Origin of the sequence: Streptomyces sp. 8N616 (assembly GCF_052246385.1) — a bacterium.
Lineage (GTDB): Bacteria > Actinomycetota > Actinomycetes > Streptomycetales > Streptomycetaceae > Streptomyces.
This window is the reverse complement of sequence record NZ_JBQQBY010000007.1, coordinates 91,564-110,553: the sequence shown is the minus strand read 5'-3', so window position 1 is coordinate 110,553 and position 18,990 is coordinate 91,564. Positions and strand designations below refer to the sequence as shown.

The window sequence follows — 18,990 nt, the reverse complement described above, 5'->3', positions numbered from 1 at the left end:
CTCCTCTCCTGTTCGGTCGGTGCCGGTGCTACTGCTCGATCGGTCTGCCGTCGGTGCCGCAGATGTAGCCGGCGTTGATGCAGTCCGTGACCCGGCGGCCGAGCTCCGCGGCGTCCCACGCGTTGAAGAAGTCGCCGTGGAAGGTGTAGCCCGGCGCCGTGGTCACGTTCGCGCCGTCACGGGTGCCCGCCAGGGTCAGCCCGCCGCCGCTGACCGGCCAGGTGATCAGCAGCTCGAGGCGCGGTACGACGACGGGATGGCTCGAGGGGCAGGTCTGCCCCGTGGCGTACGCCATGTGGTCGCGGTGGTTGGGGCTGTCCAGGTTCTTGCCGTCCCAACAGGTCGGGAAGTCCAGGTAGTTCTCCAGTTTCGTGCCGGGCGGACAGGTCATGAAGTCCCGGCTCGACTCGGGCCGGCCCACGCAGGACCAGCGGGCGGCCGGATTGTCGTCGGGGCTCGCGGCGAGCGCGTTGCCGACGACGTAGCGCAGGCCGCGCGGGTGCGGGACGGCGCGGGTGTGGTCGGTGATGCCCTGGTAGTACACGGTGACCCGCTCGGGGGCCACGGGAACTCCGTTCTGGTAGAGGGTCGGGGTCCAGTACGAGGACAGGTCGGTCTTCGGGGTGCAGTTGGTGGTGCCCGAGCTCAGCGACTCCAGCGTGGAGGACGCGCCTGCGGTGTGGTTGCCATAGAACTCGTGGATGTGGGACCGGCCCGCCTGCCCGGGGAAGACGATCGGGTCGTCGCCCCGGCGGTGGCTGGAGAAGCAGTCGGCGCGGAACTCGCTGCCGCGCAGCGGAGCGGCCGCCTGCCTGGCGATGGCCGCCTTCTGGGCGGTGGTGAAGTGGTACGCGTGCCCGGCGTGGGCGGCCGCGTGCCCGGCGTGCCCGGCCCGGCCGGCCGCGGTGCCATGGTCGGCGGCCCCCGCGACCAGAGCTAAGCCGGCGGCCGAGACTGCCGCGAGGATACGTCGCATCGGCCCTCCCTCCCGTCAGGCGTACGGGATGCGGACGACGGACTGGTTGCCGGTGCCGAGCGTGCTGGAGCCGCTGCCGATGGCGCTCCAGACCTCGACCCGGACCTTGCCGTTCACCAGGTCGCCGTGCGATCCGGTGGCCGACTTCATGCCCTTCGCCTGCGTGTAGTGCTCGTATCCGGAGACCGGATCGGTGGCGAAGTACTGGTACGTCTCCGTCCGGTCCCAGGTGCCGTCGCCCGTACGGTCGTAACTGACCCTGACCTGCTGCCCGTTGGCGACGGTCGTCCCGGCGTCCACGAACAGGTCGAACTGCGTGGAGCCGCCGTCGTACTTCCTGGTGATCCCGGAGGAGGTGAAGGTCTGCGGGTTGTGCGGAGTTCCGTCGTAATTGGCACCGCCCGCCGAGGCGAGCGTCACCGACGACGCGGAGCCGTCCGCCGTGCCGAGCGTGCCGCCGGAGCGGAGGTTGAGCGTGGACGAGCCGTCACCGGGCGGGTCGGTGGGCGGGTCCGTCGGGTTGCCGCCTCCGCCGCGCGTCCAGACGGAGACGTAGTCGACGAGCATGGACCGCCCCGGGACCGTGTCCGGGGTCGGCGTCTTGCCGGCGAGAGCGTCCGGGAAGGCGCCGCCGATGGCGACGTTGAGCAGAATGAAGTAGCCCGCGTGGTCCGTCATGTTGGCCCAGGTCTCGGCGCCGACGCGGTTCTGGTCGACGCTGTGGAAGAGCTGGTCGTCCACGTACCAGCGCAGGACGTTCGGCGTGACGCTGCGGTCCCACTCGAAGCGGTAGGTGTGGAACGCCGACTGGCAACTGGCCCCGGGGCAGGCCCGGTTGTTGGCGATGCCGCTGGTCTCGTTGCACGGGCCGCCGGGGTTGACGCCGCAGTGCAGCACGCCCCAGACGGAATTGATCCCGTTGACGTTCTCCATGATGTCGAACTCGCCGATGCCCGGCCAGTTCCAGTAGTTGCCCCGGTAGGGGGAGCCCAGCGCCCAGAAGGCGGGCCAGTAGCCGAGGGCCGCGTTGCCGGTGACGTTCGGCATCTGGATGCGGCCCTCGATCCGCAGGGTGCCGCCCGCGGGCGCCTTGAAGTCGGCACGCTGGGTCTCGATGCGGGACGAGGTCCAGTTCCCCGCGCCGTCGCGGAGCGGGGTGATGCGGAGGTTGCCCGAGCCGTCGAGGCTGACGTTGTCGGGGGACGAGGTGTAGTTCTGGATCTCGCCCGTGCCCCAGTTGGCGGGGCCGCCGGGGTACGAATGCCCGGTGTCGATCTGCCAGTTCGCGGACGAGGGCAGGGACCGGTTCGGACCGGTGAAGTCGTCGCTCCACTGCAGGTTCCAGCCGGGCGCGGGCGGTACGTCGCCGTGCGCCGGTGCCGCCGTGAGGCCCGTGGCGAGCCCGGCGAGTGCGAGGGCGGCGGCGGACAGGGCGGCGAGTACGGCTCTGCGCTTGCGGCGCGGCGTGCGGGGTTGCGCCGCGGTGATGCTGCTCGTGCTCATGGGGGTTGCCTCCTGAGAGGGGAGGAGTGGGGATTTTGAGAGCGCTCTCAGGATGGTTTAAGTGAAGACAGAATCGCCGTCAATGAGTTGAGCACGTCAATTTCTTGAAGGGATGGCGCACCTGCTTCCCCAGGGCAGGGCGCAGGGGCCCGAGAAGCCTGAACTCGGTTGGAGCGGCGGGGCTCAGTCTGGCTTGACCTCGGCGATGAGCAGGGCGACGTCGTCGTGACCGTCGGGGTCGCGCAGCGAGTGCAGCAGCAGGTCGCAGGTCCGCTCCAACGAGCGCCGCGGCCCGCTGAGCATCCGCAGCAGGGCGCTCAGGCGCTCGTCTATCGGCTCGTCCCGCGTCTCGACCAGGCCGTCCGTGTAGAGAACCACACGGCTGCCGGGGGTCAGATCGATGTCGGCGGTCGTGAAGGGGACGCCGCCGACACCCAGCGGCACTCCGGTCGGGATGTCCAGGAGGTGGGCCTTGCCGTCCGGGAAGACCACGATCGGCGGCAGGTGCCCCGCGTTGGAGATCCGGCACCGGCTCGCGTGCGGGTCGAAGCTGGCGTAGAGGCAGGTGGCGAAGGTCTGCTCGAGGCTGGTGGCGACGTCGTCGAGATGGCCGATCACCGCCTCCGGCTCGAGGTCGAGGGCGGTGAGGGTCCGGGTCGCCGTACGCAGCTGGCCCATGGTCGCCGCGGCCGTGATGCCGCTGCCCATCACATCGCCGACCACCAGCGCCGTCTTGTCCCCGGACAGCGGCAGCACGTCGAACCAGTCACCGCCGACTTCGTGCGTCGACCCCGCGGGCTGGTAGCGGTAGGCGATCTCCAGACCGGGCTGGCGCGGGGGCCGCCGGGGGAGCAGGCTGCGCTGCAGGGCGAGGACGTTGCGGCGCTCGCTCCGGTACAGCCGGGCGTTGTCGATGCTGATGGCCGCCCGGGCGGCCAGCTCGGAGGCGAGGAGCTGGTCGTCCTCGTCGAAGGGCGCCTGGGTGCGGGCCCGTATCAGGCTCAGCGTGCCGATCACGCTGCCCCGCGCGGTCAGCGGCACCCCCAGGTACGAGTGCGCTCCGGCGCGGGCGAGCAGCGCGGCGGCGTCGTCGTCCCGCGCGATACGGCGCAGCGCCTCGTCGTCCACGTGCGGCACGAGGATGGGGCGCCCGGTGTTCACGACCTGGGTGATCAGACGGTCGGGCGCGTAGCGCGCGACGTTGCCCGCCGGGTCGGGCGCGCGCGACGCCTCGGTGCGGTAGGCGGCCTTCACCGCGAGTGCGCGGAAGACCGCGGGCCCGCCCCCGTTGGCCGGAACCGCGCCCGTCTGCCGCTCGTCGAGGATGGCGTCCAGCACGTCCACTGCGGCCAGATCGGCGAGGTCGGGCACGACGATCCCGGCCAGCTCGCGGGCGGTGTGCGGCAGATCGAGCGTGGTGCCGATGCGGACGCCCGCGTCGGCGATCATGGCGAGCCGCCGCCGCGCCCGGATCATCTCGGCGGTGGCCTGGTGCCTCTCTGTGACATCGATCACCGAGATCGCGATGCCCAGCACCTTGCCGCCGGTGTCCTCGAGCCGGAAGTAGGACACCGACCAGGCGCGGTCCTGTCCGGGGTCCCCGGGGGTGCGGCCGATCGCGAACTGGTCCAGCAGGGGCTCGCCGGTGGCGAGCACCTGGCGCGAGGCCGACTCGATGGCCGCGATGTCGAGGAACGGCAGGGCCTCCGCCACGTGCCGGCCGAGGTGTTCGGAGGCCGGCAGTCCGTTGATGCGCTCCAGGGCGGGATTGACCAGCGCGTACCGCAGGTCGGTGTCCAGCACCGCGAGGCCGATCGGCGACTGGGAGATCAGCCGCATGGACAGCGCCACATCGGTCTCGACCGTCCGCAGGGCCTCCTGGTCGGTGGCGATGCCCAGCGCGTAGACGTTCCGCTGCTGGTCCTGCATCCGCATGTTCCGGAACTCGAACATCCGGATGCTGCCGTCCTTGACCCGGATCGGGAATCCGCCCGCCCAGCTGGCGCCCGCCAGCACCTGCTGGAAGAGCTCCTTGACCAGCGGTACGTGTTCCGGTTGCACCAGCAGCTTGGCGGCGGAGCGGCCAAGGGCCTCGTCCGAGGTGTAGCCGAACAGCTGCTCGGCGGCGGGGCTCCACAGCGCGATCCTGCCCTCGGAGTCCAGGACGACGGCGGCGACGCCCAGGACGTCGAGCAGCCCCCCGGGCGCCGAAGGCTCCGGGGCAGCAATCGGAGCGCTCCGGCGGAGCCCGGCCCTCCGAGGATCGGTCTGTCTCATCCCGGGCACCTCTCTAGGCAGCCCATCCTCATCGCCGCACTGCATCCATGGTCCCTTGGATAAGCGGGATGCGCAGTCGAACGTAACGGAATCCGACCCGGATCGATTCATCTCTTTGTCGATTCTGAGCATGTTACGGCTCGGTCACGTTCTTCATAGCAACACGGTTCGACCCCCCGACCGTGGTTCGCGATCGAGGACAGGAGAGTTGCGCGTGTCCCGGAAGAGAACAGTCAGCCGGCAGAAGAAGATCGTCGTAGCGGTGAGCGCGGCCGCGCTGGTCGGTACTGCCGCCATCGTGGCGACCGGAACCAGCCAGGCGGGCCAGTCCGCATCCGGCCAGTCTTCTGTCGCCTGTGACGGCCTGGCCAAGGCGCTGAGCAACAACGAGAAGTTCATCGCCGACCAGGAGGCGAACGCCGATGCCGGCTCCGCCGCGCGGATCGCCAACCGACAACAAGTGATCAAGCAGATCCAGCTGCAGCAGGAGGCGGCTGGCTGTGCCGGAGGCGGCGACGCTGCCGCAGGCGAGGAGGCCGGGGCCGGTGAGGAGGCCGGAGCCGCTGAAGAGGCGGGCGCCGGTGAGGAGGCCGGAGCCGGTCAGGAGGCGGGCGCCGGCCAGGAGGCCGGAGCCGGTGAAGAGGCGGGCGCCGGTGAGGAAGCCGGAGCCGGTGAAGATGCGGGCGCCGGTGAGGAAGCCGGAGCCGGCCAGGCGGAAGGCGACCAGGCAGCAGGCGATGTGGTCTGCGAGGGGTCGACCGTGACGCTCTCCGGCGAGGGCGGTGCCCCCGCAGCCTCCAGCAGCGAGCTCCCGGTCGGGAGCCAGGTCAAGGTCACCAACCTCGACAACAACAAGTCGACCACGGTGGAGGTGACCTCGGTCTCCGGGAGCTGTGCGCTCCTGAACAACGCGGCCTTCGAGGAGGTCCGTGAGCCCGGCAAGAACCTGATCCGCAACGCGCGGATCGAGCAGGTCGGCTAGCCGGGCCCCGTAGCCGGTCCGGGATCCAGTCCCAGTCCCGGGCCCGCTCGGACGCCCGTCGGCCCGCTCCAGGTCATCCGGACTTGGAGCGGGCCCACGCGCGCAGGGCGTCGCGGTCGTCGAACCTGCCGATGTTCGTGTCCAGCGGAGAGGTCTTGTATTGGTGGAAGCGCCACGGGTGCTTGATGCCCGGCTGGCCCGGCTTGCCGTTGTGGTTGGCTATCCACAGGCCGTCCCCGGCGAACGAAGTCGTGTCCCGGTTCAGCCAGAAGTCGCGGTTGCAGTACAGCAGCACCCTGGTGTGCGGCCGCTTCCCCTGCACGTACCTGATCCACGCATCCTTCTGGCCGTTCGATATGCCGGTGTCCTCCCAGTCGAGGACCAGCATGTCGCCCCGTACCAGATTGATCTTCGAGAGGAAGTAGTCGGCCTGCGCGCTCATGCTGCCGGGCCGCCCGAAGTGGTAGAAGCCGGTGACCAGACCGGCGTCGCGCGCGGTCTTCCGCTGCGCGACCCACTTCGGATTGGTGTAGGACCTGCCCTCCGTGATCTTGATGAACACGAAGTCGAGCCCCTTCGTGCTGTAGTCCGTCGGCTGATAAGAAGCCACATCAACGCCCTTGACCGTCATACCAGTTGATTACCCGCTGCAGTCGTAGGCCAAAGCATGCGCGCACGCTGCACTCGCCTCCGGCGCACCCATCCGGTCAGCGCCCGGTCAGCAGCACCCAGACCGGACCCTCCGCGAAGTTCATCGGCTCCCCGGACGGCGTGGTGAACTCCGTGCCGTCCTTCGCGTCCTGACGGCTCCACCGAGCGTCGTAGCCCTTGCCGTCGCGCAGCACCTCGGCCGTACCGGAACCCACGGTCTCGCTGTACGGCGAGACGCTGCCCCACCGGTCGCTGAACTCCGAGGCCCGCACGGTGACGTGCTGCACGACCACGGTCGCCGCCGTCAGCCGCCCACCGTCCGTCGTGGTCATCGGCGTCCCGTCCATCGACACCCGCCACCGGCGTTCCTCCGGCGACCAGGTGAAGGCGAACCGCGCCGCGGGGAAGTGGACGACCTCCTCCGTCACCTGCCGCCCGCCACCCGGTGCGGACCCGAACCGGAAGCCGATGTCCGCGGAGTCGTCCGCGTCGGGCGCCGCGTCCAGCAGCCGCTCCGGCCGCAGATAGAGGTTGTGCGGCGCGGCCCGCCCGCTGTCCCGGAAGTACGCCTCGGGCGCCTTTCCCGGCGGCAGCGCGTACACCGGAGCGCCCATGATCAGCGGGTTCAGCTTCGACTGGGCCCCCGAGTAGGCGAGCGCGGGCTGCCCGAACTGCCGCAGCAGCTCGAGGTCCGACTCGCGCGCGCTGCGCACCGGGCCGAGCTTCTCGGGCAGCTTGGACGACAACACCGCCATGATCCGGGTCTGCCCGGCCTCGACCTGCTCCACGTAGACGAGATCCGCCGCCCCGAGACCGGTGTGCGGCCGCGAGGGCCCGACATTGTCGATCTTGACGGCCAGTACGGGCGCGGGTTCGGCGGGCAGGCCCGTGAACGGCGACAGCATCCGCCCCTGGGAATCCCTGGACGGCGCCGTGCCGTTGCCGCCGCCGGAGTCGGTGCACCCGGCGAGGCCGAAGGCCATGACCGCGGCCGCCACCCCGACGACCGCGATGCGCCTGGCCGCCGACACGATGCGCTCCAGCCTCCCGCTGTGCGCACCGCGCCAGTAGACGCGCCCGCAGTCCTCGCAGCGCATGAACGTGTCGTACGTGCGGCGCGTCCCCGGCCGGAGCAGGTGCTCGACATCCCCCTTCCCGACCGGCTCCAGCAGCCCGTTGCACGCCATGCACCGGGTCCACGGGGCCAGTCGCGGCTCGAACCGCTCCAGCACATCGGCGAGTTGGCGGTCGGGACGCGCGCCGCGCACGAACGCGCCCAGCCACAGCGACCTGCGGCGCAGCAGCCCCCGGTCCTGGGTCAGCAGCACCCGGCGCTCGGCGTTCGCCTGCGCGATCAGGGCGTCGTCGTCCATGTCGTTGCCGTACGCGGCGTCCACGCCGACCAGTCGCAGCTGCCGTGCCAGCGCGCCGAGATGGACGTCGAGGACGAACCGCAGCGGCTCGGGGCGCGGCTGCTGCGGCCGCGTCACCGCACGCACCTCGACGCGGTCGCCCGCGCGGGGCCGGTATGAGGCGGGGACCAGCCTTCCGCCGACCTCAAGGGAGCCGACCTCCGGCAGCGGTACGCCCACCGACTCGACCACGTGGCCCAGCGAGGACGTGCCGTCGACCGCCACCGTGACCTCACCGCGCGACCGGTGGCGGGACGGCAGGAACAGCCGCAGCTCGGCGGGGAAACGAAGGCGCAGCGCCGGTTCGTCCACACATTCAGGATGCCACCGATGGGCGGGTTGAGCCCGCAGCGCGGCGGTGCCTTTCCTCAGAACGGTGTGGGCCGGATCTCGAAGCCCACGAGCCCCTCCGGCTGCTCGTCGTGGACGGACACCTCGTCGACGATCGCCGTGGGCGGGCCCTCGCGCGCCCAGTCGACCATTTTCTCCACGTGCCCGGGTTCGCCCTCGAACACCGCCTCGACCGTCCCGTCCGGCCGGTTCCGCACCCAGCCGGCCACCTCCTGCACCGCCGCCTCGCGGCGGCACGTGTCGCGGAAGAACACGCCCTGCACGTCCCCCGAGACCACTACCCGCTTGCGTGCCACCACGCCGCCTCACCCCGTCCCGTCGTCACCCGGCGTCCGGCGTCCGGGTCACCGTACGTCCCGCATCCGCGGCCGCCCGCGCGAAGGTGACGGCGTCGAGCACGGCCGCTCCGCCGGGGTCGTTGTTGAAGTACACGTGCACGTCGGCCCGGTCGGGCCAGGTGTCCGCGATCCGCCGCGCCCAGGCGGCGAGCGCCTGTCGGCCGTAGCGCGGCCACGGCTCCGCGCGGCCCTGGTGGAGGCGGAGATACCCCCAGTCCGTGGTCCGCCACAGGGGCGTGGCGGGCCGGGACCCCCAGTCCGTCCAGCACAGCGCGGCCCCGCGGTTCTCCAGCACCGACCGGATCTCGTCGGTCCACCACGAGTCGTGCCGCGGCTCGACGGCCACCCGCGTGCCGGAGGGGAAGCAGCCGATGCAGGCGTCCAGCGCGCCGGCGTCCGCGCGCAGCGTGGGCGGCAGCTGCAGCAGGACGGGGCCGAGGCGAGGCCCGAGGCCTGCGGCGTGCGACATCAGCCGCCGCACCGGCTCCTCGGGGTCGCGCAGCCGCTTGATGTGCGTCAGATAGCGGCTGGCCTTGACCGCCATCACGAACCCTTCGGGGGTCCGGTCCCGCCAGGCCGCGAAGTTCTCCTCGGTGGGCAGCCGGTAGAAGGCGTTGTTGCTCTCGACCGTGGCGAAGTGCCGCGCGTACTCCTCGAGCCACAGCCGCTGCGGCACGTCGGGCGGGTAGAGCACGGCGCGCCAGTCCTTGTACTGCCACCCGGAGGTTCCGACGAGGACGGTCATGCCAGCAGTATCAGCGGCCGCCGCCCGCGGCGCCCACCGCAGCCGCGACCGCCCGGAGGTAGCGGGTGACCGCCGCCCGCTGGATCAGGCGGCCCGCGGGGCCGCCGAGCCGCGTGTACCAGGTGGCGGGCCGGGAGAAGGCTGTCACCTCGAACCACACCGTGCCCTGCCCGTCGCGTACGACGGTGAACGCCTCCTCGCCGCACTCCGGGTGGCCCGGCAGCGTCCCGTACGCGAAGCCGGCGCGGTCCTCCCCGGCCACCACCGCCAGGACCCGGCAGGGCACCACCAGCCGCGGCAGCCGCAGCCCGGGGAGCCGCGGTCCGGGCGGGCGTACGACGACCAGCGCGGTGGCCCCGGTCGCCGGAGGCGACTGCGGGTACACCGCGAAGCCGGCGCCGCGCTGGGCGCCCCAGCCCATCACGTACGCCGCGGCCCGCGCGAAGACCCCGGGGCCCTCGCCGAGCCGCACGCGCCGCCGCACGTGCGCGTATCCGGAGGGCAGCGGGCCGCCGAGCGTGGCCCCGGCCAGCGACTCCGGATACGTCGGCTGCTGCTCGCATGCCCTGCGGTAGCGCCGGTCGAGATCCCCGGTCCGGTGTTCGGCCATACGGACAACCTACGGAGCCGAGCCGCGGCGCAAAGGTCATTCCTCGCGGAGGACCCGGACCGTGCCGAGGGCCGGGTCGGCCGCGTCCGGCAGGTGCATGCCCGCCGCCACGCCCGTCCGGAGGTAGTGCAGCACCGGCTCCGTGAGCCGCTCGCCGGGCAGCGCGGCCGGGATGCCGGGCGGATACGGGGTCAGCATTTCGGCCACGACACGCCCCGCCGCGCGCTCCCGGGCCACGTCCTCGTACGGGCCGAAGTACGCGTCCCTGGGCAGGCACGTCTGCTCCAGCCGCAGCTCGGCCGGCTGCGGCACGGCGACCCGCGGAGCAGGCCGCAGGTCCGGCGCGTGGGCCGACAGGTCGCGGAGGGCCGCCAGCAGCGCGGCCGTGGTGGACTCGTCGTCCGCGTGGGTCAGCTGGGTGCTGATCCTGCGGTGATCGGCGAGGTGGGCGTCGATGCGGTGGTGCTGCCGCAGCCAGTCGGCGGCCCCGTATCCGGTGATACCGAGCGCGGCGAGGTCGATGACGACCGGCAGGGGATCGAGGTCCGCAGCGAGGCCGGAATCCACGTACTCCGCCAGTCCGTCCACATGCAGGCCCTCGATGTCCTCGATCTCCTTCCGCACCGTGCCGGCCAGGCGCAGCGCGCCGCAGAGCAGTTCCTGCCCGTGCAGGGCCATCTGCCGCCGCCAGCCGTCGAGCCCGGCGTAGATGAGGACCGACGGGCTGGTCGTGCCCAGCAGGCCGGCCCGGGAGCCGAGCACGGCGGGATCGATGAGATCCCCCTGCAGATGGAACACCGACCCCTGCTCCAGGCCGCTGCCCATCTTGTGGATGCTGGTCACGCAGACGTCCGCGCCAGCGTCCATCGCCCAGGTGGGCAGCTCGGCGCAGAACGGCAGGTGGGCTCCCCACGCCTCGTCGACGATCAGTGGCCGCCCCCGCCGGTGGCAGACCTCGGCGATCCGGGTCAGGTCCGCGCAGGAGCCGTACGGGGTGGGGCTGGTGACCAGGGCGCCCCGCGCGTCCGGATGGTCCGCGAAGGCGGCTTCGAAGGCCTCCGGCGACGGGGCGTGGGCCAGCGCGCGCCCGTCGTCCCACTGCGGCTCCACCCAGACCGGCCGCACGCCGGAGAGGATCAGCCCGGAGACCACCGACTTATGCGCATCCCTGCCGATCAGCAGGGTCTCGTGCGGCCCGGCGACCGACAGCATCGCGGCCTTCACCGACAGGGAGCTGCCGCAGGTGGAGAAGAAGGTGTGCGCCGCGTGCACCGCCTCCGCCATGAGCTGCTCGGCCCGCTCCAGGACGCGGTCCGTGGCGCGCCGGTCGTCGAGGCCGCCGAAGGCCAGGACATCGGACTGGAAGACAGCGTCGCCCAGCTCCTTCCGTACCAGGGGATCGGCGCCCCGGGCCTGCTTGTGCCCGGGAGGGGTGAAGCCGAGTTCGCCGCGCGCGTGATAGCGGGCGAGAGCGTCGAGAACGGGTACCTCCGTCTGATCCATGCGGCACGGGTTCCCGCGTCACCCCGCCCCAAAAGTGCGGCCGTTGCTGCCGCCCGTGGCGCGCCGGCCGGTCAGTCGTCGGCCTGCGTGACGTGGAACAGCCCGCCCTCGGGGTCCCGCAGCGTCGCGACGGGGCCGAAGTGCGAGTCGCACGGCGGGCATACGACCGTCCCGCCCGCGTCGAGCACCTTCAGCGCCGCGGTGCCCACGTCGGGCACGCAGAAGTAGACGTGCCACTGCGGCCGCATGTGCGGGTCGGGTGCGGCCTCCTCGCCGCCGCCGCGCAGATCGGCCACGGGGTGCCCGGCGATCCGCAGGACCACGCGGTCGTTCTCGTACCGGACGTCGATGTGCTCCGCGCCCGGCGCGTCCCAGTCGAACACCCCTCCGTAGAAGAGGGCCGAGGCGAAGGGGTCCCGGGTGCGCAACTCCAGCCGCGCGGGCGCCCCGGAGCTGCGGCCGACCCGCCAGTCCGGGTCGACCTCGCCCTCCCAGATGCCGAACACCGCGTCCTCGGGGTCCGCGGCCACCACCACCCGCCCCTTGCCGAACTCGATGGGCCCGACCGCGACCGTGGCGCTGCGCTCCCGGACGCGCTCGGCCGCCAGGTCCGCGCTGTCGGCGGCGAAGTACGCGGTCCAGGACACCGGGTATCCCGCGCCCCGGCCCCCGGCGCCGAGCCCGGCCACGGGCGCTCCTTGCGCGAGGGCGACCGAGTAGTTGCCCTGGCCCTGGAAGCCCGGCTTGTAGTGCCACCCGAGCACGGAGGCGTAGAAGTCCTGCGAAGTCTTCAGGTCGTGCGCCATCAGGCTCACCCAGCACGGCGCACCCTGGGTCGCCCGCGTCGTGACCGGCACGGCTGCTCACCTCGTTCCGCGCAGTCGCTCCCTGCCTCCACCCTCCGCCCCGGCGCGCCGCTCCGCCACCCCTTCTGGGCCGCTTCAGTCCGGGTCCGCCGGGCTCTCCCGGTCCTGCGGGCTCTCGGGGATCTCGCGCGCCTCCAGGGGACGGGTGGCCGGGCCGTGCAGGACCGAGCCGTCCGTGGCGAACCGCGAGCCGTGGCAAGGGCACTCCCAGACCTGCTCGGCGTCGTCGAAGTGGACCAGGCAGCCCAGGTGCGTGCAGCGGGCGTCCACGGCCGTGACCGCTCCGGAGTCGTCCCGGTACGCGGCGCAGTGGTGCCCGCCCGCCCGCACGACGGCGCCGCTGCCCGGCGGGATGTCCGCGGCCGAGTCGACGTGCGAGGTGTGCAGCCGGTCGCCCACGAAGTGCTTGGCGACGAACGCCTGCTGCTTGAGCAGCGGCCCCGCATCCCGTACGCGTGGCAGCCGCCGGGGGTCGTAGAGCTCGGTCCAGGCCGGGCGCGGGCCACCCGCGATGTGCGAGGCGAGCAGCCTGCCCGACATCACCCCGCCGCTCATGCCCCAGCCGCCGAAGCCGGTGGCCACGTACACGTGCTGGGTGCCGGGGTGGAAGTGGCCCACGTACGGCAGCCGGTCGGTGGTGTCGTTGTCCTGCGCCGCCCACCGGTAGGTGATTTCGGCCTCCGGGAACCGGCCGCGGATCCACGCGGTCAGCAGCGAGTACCGCTCCTCCACGCTGCCCGTGCCCGGCTCGAAGGACTCGCCGGTGACGATCAGCAGTCGCTGCACGCCGCCGGGCAGGGGCGCGCTGCGCACCGAGCGGGTGTGCTGCTCGGGCGTGATGTACATCCCGGCAGGGGCCCGCTCCGCGGGGACCGCCGCTGCGGCGACCAGTTCACGGCGCGGCTTCAGCCGGGCGAAGAGCATGGACCGGTCGAAGACCGGATAGTGGGTCGCCACTACGGCATCGCGTGCCACGACCACCGCACCGCTCTCGGTGGTGATCCGGCACCGGGTGCCGTCGTGCAGGCCTACCGCGCGGGTGTGTTCGAAGATCCGCCCGCCCCGTTCGGTCAGCCCGTGGGCCAGCGCGAGCAGGAACTTCCGCGGATGGAACTGGAGTTGGTCCTCGACGCGCACTGCTCCCGCGACGGGGTAGGGCAGCCCGGTCTCCTTGACGAAAGAGGCCGGAAGGCCCGCTTCGCGGGCGGCCTCGGCCTCGGCGCGGATCTCCTCGACCCGCCGTGCCGACTCCACGTAGGTGTACGCGGGCACCCGCTCCAGGTCCGCGTCGGTGCCCAGTTCGGCGCACAGAGCGGCCGCGTGCTCGATCGCCTCCAGGTGCGACTGCGCGTACAGCCTGGCTCCCTCCGGGCCGTGCTCCTCCCGTAGCCAGGCGTAGATCAGGGTGTGGAGCGCGGTCAGCTTGGCCGTGGTGTAGCCGGTCACGCCGGTGCCGATGCGGTCCGCCTCCAGCAGGGCGACCCCGACACCGGCGCGCTGCAGCTCCCACGCGGTGCACAGGCCCGCGATGCCGCCGCCGATCACGACGGCGTCCACCTCGAGATCGGCGTCGAGCGGGGGGAGAGCGGTGCTCTCCGAGGACGCCATCCAGTACGACTCGTGCGTCGGGCCTCTGGGGTCTTGATCGGACATGTGGTCCGAGTTCCCCGGCGGGGCGCCGCGTAACGGGGCGCGTACGCCTGCCGCTCCGCGCCGTGTCGAACGCCGGCTGTGCTTCGGGCCGTGACGCGATCGGAGCGCGCGAAGTGGCCCACGAGCTGCGCGGTAAACGGAACGTGGCCTCCCGTTGACGATTTATCGCGCGCGCCGAACGGCCGGGGTCGCTACGCTGGTGGATGACGGACAGCCTCTTCGAGAGAAGGCACCGACACCCTCGGCCGTCCCGAGGAGCCGGCCGGCCACCGCGGCCCGCTCCCGGTGGCTCAACGCGGCGCCACCGCGTCCGAACTGCCCTTGCACAGCAGCCCGAACCGGGCGGTCCGGCGCCCGGTCGAGGCCGCGGTCGGCACGTCCGGTTTCACCCGACGCGAAGGAGTGTGCGCGGTGACACCAGAGAAGACAAAGCGAAACCAGGTCAATTCCGAGCGCAGGGAACGGCGAAAGCGGACGAAGGACGTCCGCAACATCGACGTCTGGGCAAGATCCGCTCCGATCAGGCTCGCCGGATACGAGGACGACCCAACGGAGTCGCACATCCTCCGCGGCATCGACTGACCTCCAGCCGCCGAACGGGCGGCTTCTTCGCACCCGCCCGTCCCTCCCAGGGCCGGGCGGGTGCGGGCATCTTGGGGCCGGGCGAGCCGCTTCCCCGGCGTCCGGAGCCGGGTCCCCGGCGTCCGGGCCCGGCCGGATCGCGGCGCTCGCAGCGCAGCCAGGTCTGTCAGATCTCCGTGAAGTCGCCGTGCCGCCCAGCGCCCGCGGCGAATCGGGCCGCCCCGGCGAGTCCTTCGGCCAACGCGCCCAGACCGCCGCGCAGTTCGTCCGCCATCGCCTGCTCCTCGGTCAGCCCCTCCTGGCCCAGGACGGAGGCGCGGTCGGCGCGCAGGCAGGTCTGCGGGAAGCGGGCGATCTCCGCGGCCAGCCGCTCGGCTTCCGTACGGGCCTGCCCCGGCGGTACGAGACGGCTCGCGAGCCCCATGTCGTACGCCTCGACGGCCGCCACGGGGCGGCCGGTGAGCACCAGGTCCAGCGCCCGCCCCGTGCCGATGAGCCGGGGCAGCCGCACCGAACCGCCGTCGATCAGCGGCACGCCCCAGCGGCGGCAGAAGACGCCGAACACCGCGTCCTCCTCGACGACCCGCAGGTCGCACCAGAGAGCCAGTTCGAGTCCGCCCGCCACGGCATGGCCGCTCACCGCGGCGATCACCGGCTTGGACAGCCGCAGCCGGGTCGGGCCCATCGGCCCGTCGCCGTCCGCCTCGACGCGGTTCCCGCGCTCGGTGCCCATGGCCTTGAGGTCCGCGCCCGCGCAGAACGTGCCGCCCTCGCCCCACAGCACCGCGACCCCGGCCTCCGGGTCGGCCTCGAAGGCGCGGAAGGCGTTCGCGAGGGCCGCGGCCGTCGGCCCGTCCACGGCGTTGCGGACGTCGGGCCGTGACAGCACGACCGTGGTGACCGGGCCCTGCCGCTCGACCCGGACGCTCGTACCGCTCGCGCCGCCCGCACCGCCCGCACCGCCTGCACCGCCTGCACCGCCCGCACCGCTCGGCCCGCTCACGCCGATGCCTTCGGCCTGGCGCGCTCCAGGATGGGGCCGAGGTCCGTGCCCGCCGGGAGCGTGCCGAAGGCGTTCCCCCAGTCGCCGCCGAGCCGGGAGGCGCAGAAGGCGTCGGCGACCGCCGGGTGGCCGTGCCGTACGAGCAGGCTGCCCTGCAGCACCAGCGCCATCTCCTCGGCGAGGCGGCGGGCGCGCAGCTGCGCACGCTCCGGGTCGGCGAGTGCGGGAAGCGCGGCGCGCACCCGGGCGACCGCCGCGTCCAGCCGCCGGTCGGCCCCGGCCGCCGCGTCCACTTCGGCGAGGAAGGCGTCGAGCCCCGCGGGCTCCTTGGCGAGGGCCCGCAGGACGTCCAGCGCCGCGACGTTCCCCGAGCCCTCCCAGATGGACAGCAGCGGCGCCTCGCGGTAGATCCGCGGCATACCGGACTCCTCGACGTAACCGTTGCCGCCCAGGCACTCCAGGGCCTCGGCGGCATGCGCGCTGCCCCGCTTGCACACCCAGTACTTGCCGACCGCCAGGCCCAGCCTGCGCAGCGCCGCCTCCTGCGCGTCCCCGGCCTGGGCCCGGTCCGTGGCCGCCGCGAGCCGCATCGCCAGGAGCGTCGCCGCCTCGGACTCCACCGCGAGGTCGGCGAGGACGTTCCGCATGAGGGGCTGGTCGATCAGCTCGGCCCCGAAGGCGCGCCGGTACGCGGTGTGGTGCAGGGCCTGGCGCAGCCCGGCCCGCATGCCCGCGGCCGTGCCGAGCACGCAGTCGAGACGGGTCATGTTGACCATCTCGACGATGGTCCGCACCCCGCGGCCCGGTTCGCCGACCGGCCAGGCCACAGCCTCGTCGTACTCGATCTCGGCGGAGGCGTTGGAGCGGTTGCCCAGCTTGTCCTTGAGCCGCTGGAGGTGCATCGCGTTGCGCGTGCCGTCGGGCAGCACGCGCGGCAGCAGGAAGCACGAAAGACCACCGGGCGCCTGGGCCAGCACCAGGAAGACATCGCTCATCGGCGCCGAGGTGAACCACTTGTGACCCGTGATCAGATACGAGCCGTCGCCTGCCGGGACGGCCTGCGTGGTGTTGGCCCGCACGTCCGAGCCGCCCTGCTTCTCCGTCATCGACATGCCGGCGATCAGGCCCGCCTTGCCGAGCGGCGGCCGCAGCCCGTAGTCGTACGTCCGGGCGGCGAGCAGCGGCTCGTAGGCGGCCGCCAGATCCGGCTGGGCGCGCAGGGCGGGGACGGCGGCGTACGTCATGGAGACGGGGCAGCCGTGGCCCGGCTCGGCCTGGGACCAGACGTAGAACTGGGCGGCGCGGAGCAGATGGGCGCCGGGGCGGTCCTCGGCCCAGGGCGCGGCGTGCAGTCCGTGCTCGACGGCCACGGTCATCAGCCGGTGCCAGGCCGGGTGGAACTCCACCTCGTCGACGCGGTGCCCGTACCGGTCGTGGGTGCGCAGCCGCGGCGGCTGCTCCTCGGCCTGCCGTGCCCACTCCTGGATCTCGTCCGAGCCCGCGAGCGCTCCGAGTTCCCTGACCCGCTGCTCGCCCCAGCCGGCGCCGTCGCGCCGCAGCGCCTCCAGCAGCGCCGGATCGTCCGCCGTGCTGAAACCGGTCAACGCCGGGGCCTGGTTGAGGACTTCCTGCGTGGCGCTCACGGCAACCTCCGGGGGAGTGGCGCGGTCGGCTCCTTGCCCACACCACTGACATTACAGTTCTCGTACGCGTGGTGGAAGATTGTAAGGGTTAGGGGTGCGGACGGATGGACGGCAACGGGAACGACGGCAACGCGCACGGCACCGGGGACCTCGGGCTGCGGCCGCTCACGGCCCGGTCGGTCGTACTCAGCACCCTGCTCGGCCACCACCCGCCCCACCTGCCCGTACGCTCCCTGGTCCGGGCGGGCGAGATCTTCGGCATCGCAGAGGGCACCGTCCGCGTGGCCCTCTCCCGCATGGTCGCTGCGGGCGACCTCGAACCGCGCGACGGCGGCTACGGGCTCACCGCGCGCCTCCTGGAGCGCCAGGCACGGCAGGACGACAGCCTGAGCCCGCGCACCCGCCCCTGGGACGGCGCCTGGGAGATCGCCGTCGTGACCGCGGAGCGCCGCCCCGCCGCCGACCGCTCCGCCCTCCGCCAGGCCATGACCGCCCAGCGCCTCGCTGAGCTGCGCGAGGGCACCTGGCTCCGCCCCGCCAATCTCGTACGGCAGCGCCCGCCCGTCGTGGCCGAGCAGTGCACCCTGCTGACCGGGGCCCCGGACGACGACCCGGCGCGCCTGGCGGCGGAGCTCTGGGACCTGGACGGCTGGGCGCGCAGGGCCCGCGCGCTCCGCGCCGCCCTCGAGGCGGCCTCGGGTCCCGCGGAGGAGTTCACCGCGGCGGCCGCGATCCTGCGGCACCTGCTGGCCGACCCGCTGCTGCCCGACGCGCTCCTGCCGGGCGACTGGCCGGGAGAGGCGCTGCGGCAGCGCTACGAGGCGCTCCGCGAGGACATCGGCGCCCTCCTGAGTGAGCACGCCGCCCGCTGATAGGGAGGTCCTCGGCGGGCGCCCGTTTTGGGCTATTGGGCTATTGGGGTGTAATCCCGCACACCGGGCGCGGTCCGGGTCGTTCTTGCAGGACGGCCGGTGTGTCCGAGGTGTCGGAAAGGGATGGAATCCAGATGAAGATCCCCTCGCGTGGAGGTTTTGTTGCGCTCGTCCTGTGTGCGTCCGCGGCGGTGTCGGTGACTCCCGCCCTCGCGGCCGAGCAGGCCGGTGGGACGGCCCCGGACCGCACGGGCACGACCACGACAGATGGCACCGCGACGGACGGCACCGCGACGGGCGGCGCCGCGACGGGCGGCGCCGCGACGGGCGGCGCCGCGACGGGCGGCGCCGCGACGGGCGGCGCCGCGACGGGCGGCGCCGCGACGGGCGGCGCCGCGACGGGCGGCGCCACCATGGGCGGCACTGCCGCGGGCGACCTGTCCACAGGAAGCGGCGGCGAACCGCGTGTCCCGCTGATCGTGCCGCTGGAGAGCATGGAGACATCCCTCCCGCTGGACGCACCCGCCGTGGGCGGATCGTTCCCCGCCCTGCCGGTCAAGCCACCGACCAGGCAGGACATGACCCCGGAGATGACGCGGGACGGCGGGGTGGAGCCCCGTGCCACGATTCCGCCGCTGCGGACGCAGGGCACCCCCTCGGCGTTCGTCGAGGCCCCCGTCCCGACCCTCCAGGAGCGTGGCGGGAGGAGCGCCGCGCGGATCGAGACGCCGCAAGCCCCGCTGGACACCTCAGGCCCGGAGGCGTCCCTCGGTCTTCCGATCGGGGCCCCGAGCACCGACCGGAGCGGCACGCCGGGGCTCCCGGAGCTCAAGGCGCCGGACGCCTCGGTGACCTCGCCGGCGGCCAAGGGGGAGCCTCATGCGGACGTGGGCGTGACGCAGAAGGACGAGGAGCAGCGGCTCCCCGTAGGCCCCGCGATGCGTACCGCGTCGGAGGTGCTGCCCGCGGCCGGGAAGGCGGTCAGGGACACCCGGAAGGACCTTGACCTGCAGCGCCGTTGAG

16 protein-coding genes and 2 pseudogenes are annotated in these 18,990 nt (G+C 73.0%); 4 read left to right on the top strand and 14 right to left on the bottom strand.

The genetic code is table 11. The annotated features are described in order from the left end of the window. Positions 1 to 28: 28 nt before the first annotated feature. The 3 genes from ACTWQC_RS08560 to ACTWQC_RS08550 all read right to left on the bottom strand — a co-directional run bounded on the left by ACTWQC_RS08560 (position 29) and on the right by ACTWQC_RS08550 (position 4,756). Positions 29 to 976, bottom strand: a complete 948-nt coding sequence (locus ACTWQC_RS08560; RefSeq protein ID WP_443314957.1) for a DUF1996 domain-containing protein — start codon at positions 974 to 976, stop codon at positions 29 to 31. 15 nt (positions 977 to 991) lie between these two features. Next, positions 992 to 2,479, bottom strand: coding sequence for a glycoside hydrolase family 16 protein (locus ACTWQC_RS08555; protein WP_443314956.1), 1,488 nt, complete (start codon positions 2,477 to 2,479; stop codon positions 992 to 994). Between the two features lie 183 nt (positions 2,480 to 2,662). Next, a complete protein-coding gene (locus ACTWQC_RS08550; RefSeq protein WP_443314955.1) occupies positions 2,663 to 4,756 on the bottom strand; it encodes a SpoIIE family protein phosphatase in 2,094 nt (697 codons plus the stop codon). A 214-nt stretch (positions 4,757 to 4,970) separates the two neighbouring features. On the opposite strand from ACTWQC_RS08550, the gene ACTWQC_RS08545 reads away from it, so the two are divergent. Beyond that, positions 4,971 to 5,738 (top strand): hypothetical protein, encoded by a 768-nt coding sequence (locus ACTWQC_RS08545; RefSeq protein WP_443314954.1) that lies wholly within the window; start codon positions 4,971 to 4,973, stop codon positions 5,736 to 5,738. Positions 5,739 to 5,811: 73 nt separating this feature from the next. Here the strand turns inward: ACTWQC_RS08545 and ACTWQC_RS08540 are convergent, their stop codons facing one another. From ACTWQC_RS08540 to ACTWQC_RS08500, 9 genes and pseudogenes are all read right to left on the bottom strand, one after another. Further along, a complete protein-coding gene (locus tag ACTWQC_RS08540) occupies positions 5,812 to 6,369 on the bottom strand; it encodes a glycoside hydrolase family 25 protein (protein ID WP_443314953.1) in 558 nt (185 codons plus the stop codon). A gap of 76 nt (positions 6,370 to 6,445) precedes the next feature. Then, positions 6,446 to 7,219: pseudogene (locus ACTWQC_RS08535) on the bottom strand (DUF3048 domain-containing protein); the annotation flags it as partial. 177 nt (positions 7,220 to 7,396) lie between these two features. Beyond that, positions 7,397 to 8,113: pseudogene (locus ACTWQC_RS08530) on the bottom strand (Mut7-C RNAse domain-containing protein); the annotation flags it as partial. Between the two features lie 56 nt (positions 8,114 to 8,169). After that, a complete protein-coding gene (locus ACTWQC_RS08525) occupies positions 8,170 to 8,448 on the bottom strand; it encodes an acylphosphatase (protein ID WP_443315096.1) in 279 nt (92 codons plus the stop codon). A 25-nt stretch (positions 8,449 to 8,473) separates the two neighbouring features. After that, positions 8,474 to 9,235: a DUF72 domain-containing protein gene (locus tag ACTWQC_RS08520; protein ID WP_443314952.1), complete on the bottom strand. Its 762-nt coding sequence runs from the start codon at positions 9,233 to 9,235 to the stop codon at positions 8,474 to 8,476. Between the two features lie 10 nt (positions 9,236 to 9,245). After that, a complete protein-coding gene (locus tag ACTWQC_RS08515) occupies positions 9,246 to 9,845 on the bottom strand; it encodes a DUF1990 family protein (protein ID WP_443314951.1) in 600 nt (199 codons plus the stop codon). A 36-nt stretch (positions 9,846 to 9,881) separates the two neighbouring features. Next, on the bottom strand, positions 9,882 to 11,348 hold the full coding sequence (locus tag ACTWQC_RS08510; RefSeq protein ID WP_443314950.1) for an aminotransferase class I/II-fold pyridoxal phosphate-dependent enzyme: 1,467 nt from the start codon (positions 11,346 to 11,348) through the stop codon (positions 9,882 to 9,884). Between the two features lie 71 nt (positions 11,349 to 11,419). Next, on the bottom strand, positions 11,420 to 12,205 hold the full coding sequence (locus ACTWQC_RS08505; RefSeq protein WP_443314949.1) for a VOC family protein: 786 nt from the start codon (positions 12,203 to 12,205) through the stop codon (positions 11,420 to 11,422). 84 nt (positions 12,206 to 12,289) lie between these two features. After that, complete coding sequence (locus ACTWQC_RS08500) at positions 12,290 to 13,867, bottom strand: FAD-dependent oxidoreductase (RefSeq protein WP_443314948.1); 1,578 nt, start codon at positions 13,865 to 13,867, stop codon at positions 12,290 to 12,292. A gap of 411 nt (positions 13,868 to 14,278) precedes the next feature. Here ACTWQC_RS08500 and ACTWQC_RS08495 point away from each other — a divergent pair, with 411 nt between their 5' ends. Further along, positions 14,279 to 14,449, top strand: a complete 171-nt coding sequence (locus ACTWQC_RS08495) for a hypothetical protein (RefSeq protein WP_443314947.1) — start codon at positions 14,279 to 14,281, stop codon at positions 14,447 to 14,449. 166 nt (positions 14,450 to 14,615) lie between these two features. Here ACTWQC_RS08495 and ACTWQC_RS08490 read toward each other — a convergent pair whose 3' ends face one another. Together ACTWQC_RS08490 and ACTWQC_RS08485 are read right to left on the bottom strand one after the other, a co-directional pair. Continuing rightward, the gene (locus tag ACTWQC_RS08490; RefSeq protein ID WP_443314946.1) at positions 14,616 to 15,452 is read right to left on the bottom strand and encodes a crotonase/enoyl-CoA hydratase family protein; all 837 of its coding nucleotides are present in this window, start codon (positions 15,450 to 15,452) and stop codon (positions 14,616 to 14,618) included. Continuing rightward, positions 15,449 to 17,095 (bottom strand): acyl-CoA dehydrogenase family protein, encoded by a 1,647-nt coding sequence (locus ACTWQC_RS08485; RefSeq protein ID WP_443314945.1) that lies wholly within the window; start codon positions 17,093 to 17,095, stop codon positions 15,449 to 15,451. Before ACTWQC_RS08485 ends, ACTWQC_RS08490 begins: the two co-directional genes overlap by 4 nt. A gap of 104 nt (positions 17,096 to 17,199) precedes the next feature. On the opposite strand from ACTWQC_RS08485, the gene ACTWQC_RS08480 reads away from it, so the two are divergent. After that, the gene (locus ACTWQC_RS08480) at positions 17,200 to 17,967 is read left to right on the top strand and encodes a PaaX family transcriptional regulator C-terminal domain-containing protein (RefSeq protein WP_443314944.1); all 768 of its coding nucleotides are present in this window, start codon (positions 17,200 to 17,202) and stop codon (positions 17,965 to 17,967) included. 134 nt (positions 17,968 to 18,101) lie between these two features. Further along, positions 18,102 to 18,989: a hypothetical protein gene (locus tag ACTWQC_RS08475; RefSeq protein WP_443314943.1), complete on the top strand. Its 888-nt coding sequence runs from the start codon at positions 18,102 to 18,104 to the stop codon at positions 18,987 to 18,989. The last annotated feature ends 1 nt before the right edge of the window (position 18,990 follow it).

What these genes read in the sequence shown, in the direction of transcription:
- ACTWQC_RS08560 (WP_443314957.1), bottom strand. Translation starts at nt 976, where the DNA reads ATGCGACGTATCCTCGCGGCAGTCTCGGCCGCCGGCTTAGCTCTGGTC.
- ACTWQC_RS08555 (WP_443314956.1), bottom strand. Translation starts at nt 2,479, where the DNA reads ATGAGCACGAGCAGCATCACCGCGGCGCAACCCCGCACGCCGCGCCGC.
- ACTWQC_RS08550 (WP_443314955.1), bottom strand. Translation starts at nt 4,756, where the DNA reads ATGAGACAGACCGATCCTCGGAGGGCCGGGCTCCGCCGGAGCGCTCCG.
- ACTWQC_RS08540 (WP_443314953.1), bottom strand. Translation starts at nt 6,369, where the DNA reads ATGACGGTCAAGGGCGTTGATGTGGCTTCTTATCAGCCGACGGACTAC.
- ACTWQC_RS08520 (WP_443314952.1), bottom strand. Translation starts at nt 9,235, where the DNA reads ATGACCGTCCTCGTCGGAACCTCCGGGTGGCAGTACAAGGACTGGCGC.
- ACTWQC_RS08515 (WP_443314951.1), bottom strand. Translation starts at nt 9,845, where the DNA reads ATGGCCGAACACCGGACCGGGGATCTCGACCGGCGCTACCGCAGGGCA.
- ACTWQC_RS08510 (WP_443314950.1), bottom strand. Translation starts at nt 11,348, where the DNA reads ATGGATCAGACGGAGGTACCCGTTCTCGACGCTCTCGCCCGCTATCAC.
- ACTWQC_RS08500 (WP_443314948.1), bottom strand. Translation starts at nt 13,867, where the DNA reads ATGTCCGATCAAGACCCCAGAGGCCCGACGCACGAGTCGTACTGGATG.
- ACTWQC_RS08480 (WP_443314944.1), top strand. Translation starts at nt 17,200, where the DNA reads ATGGACGGCAACGGGAACGACGGCAACGCGCACGGCACCGGGGACCTC.
- ACTWQC_RS08475 (WP_443314943.1), top strand. Translation starts at nt 18,102, where the DNA reads ATGAAGATCCCCTCGCGTGGAGGTTTTGTTGCGCTCGTCCTGTGTGCG.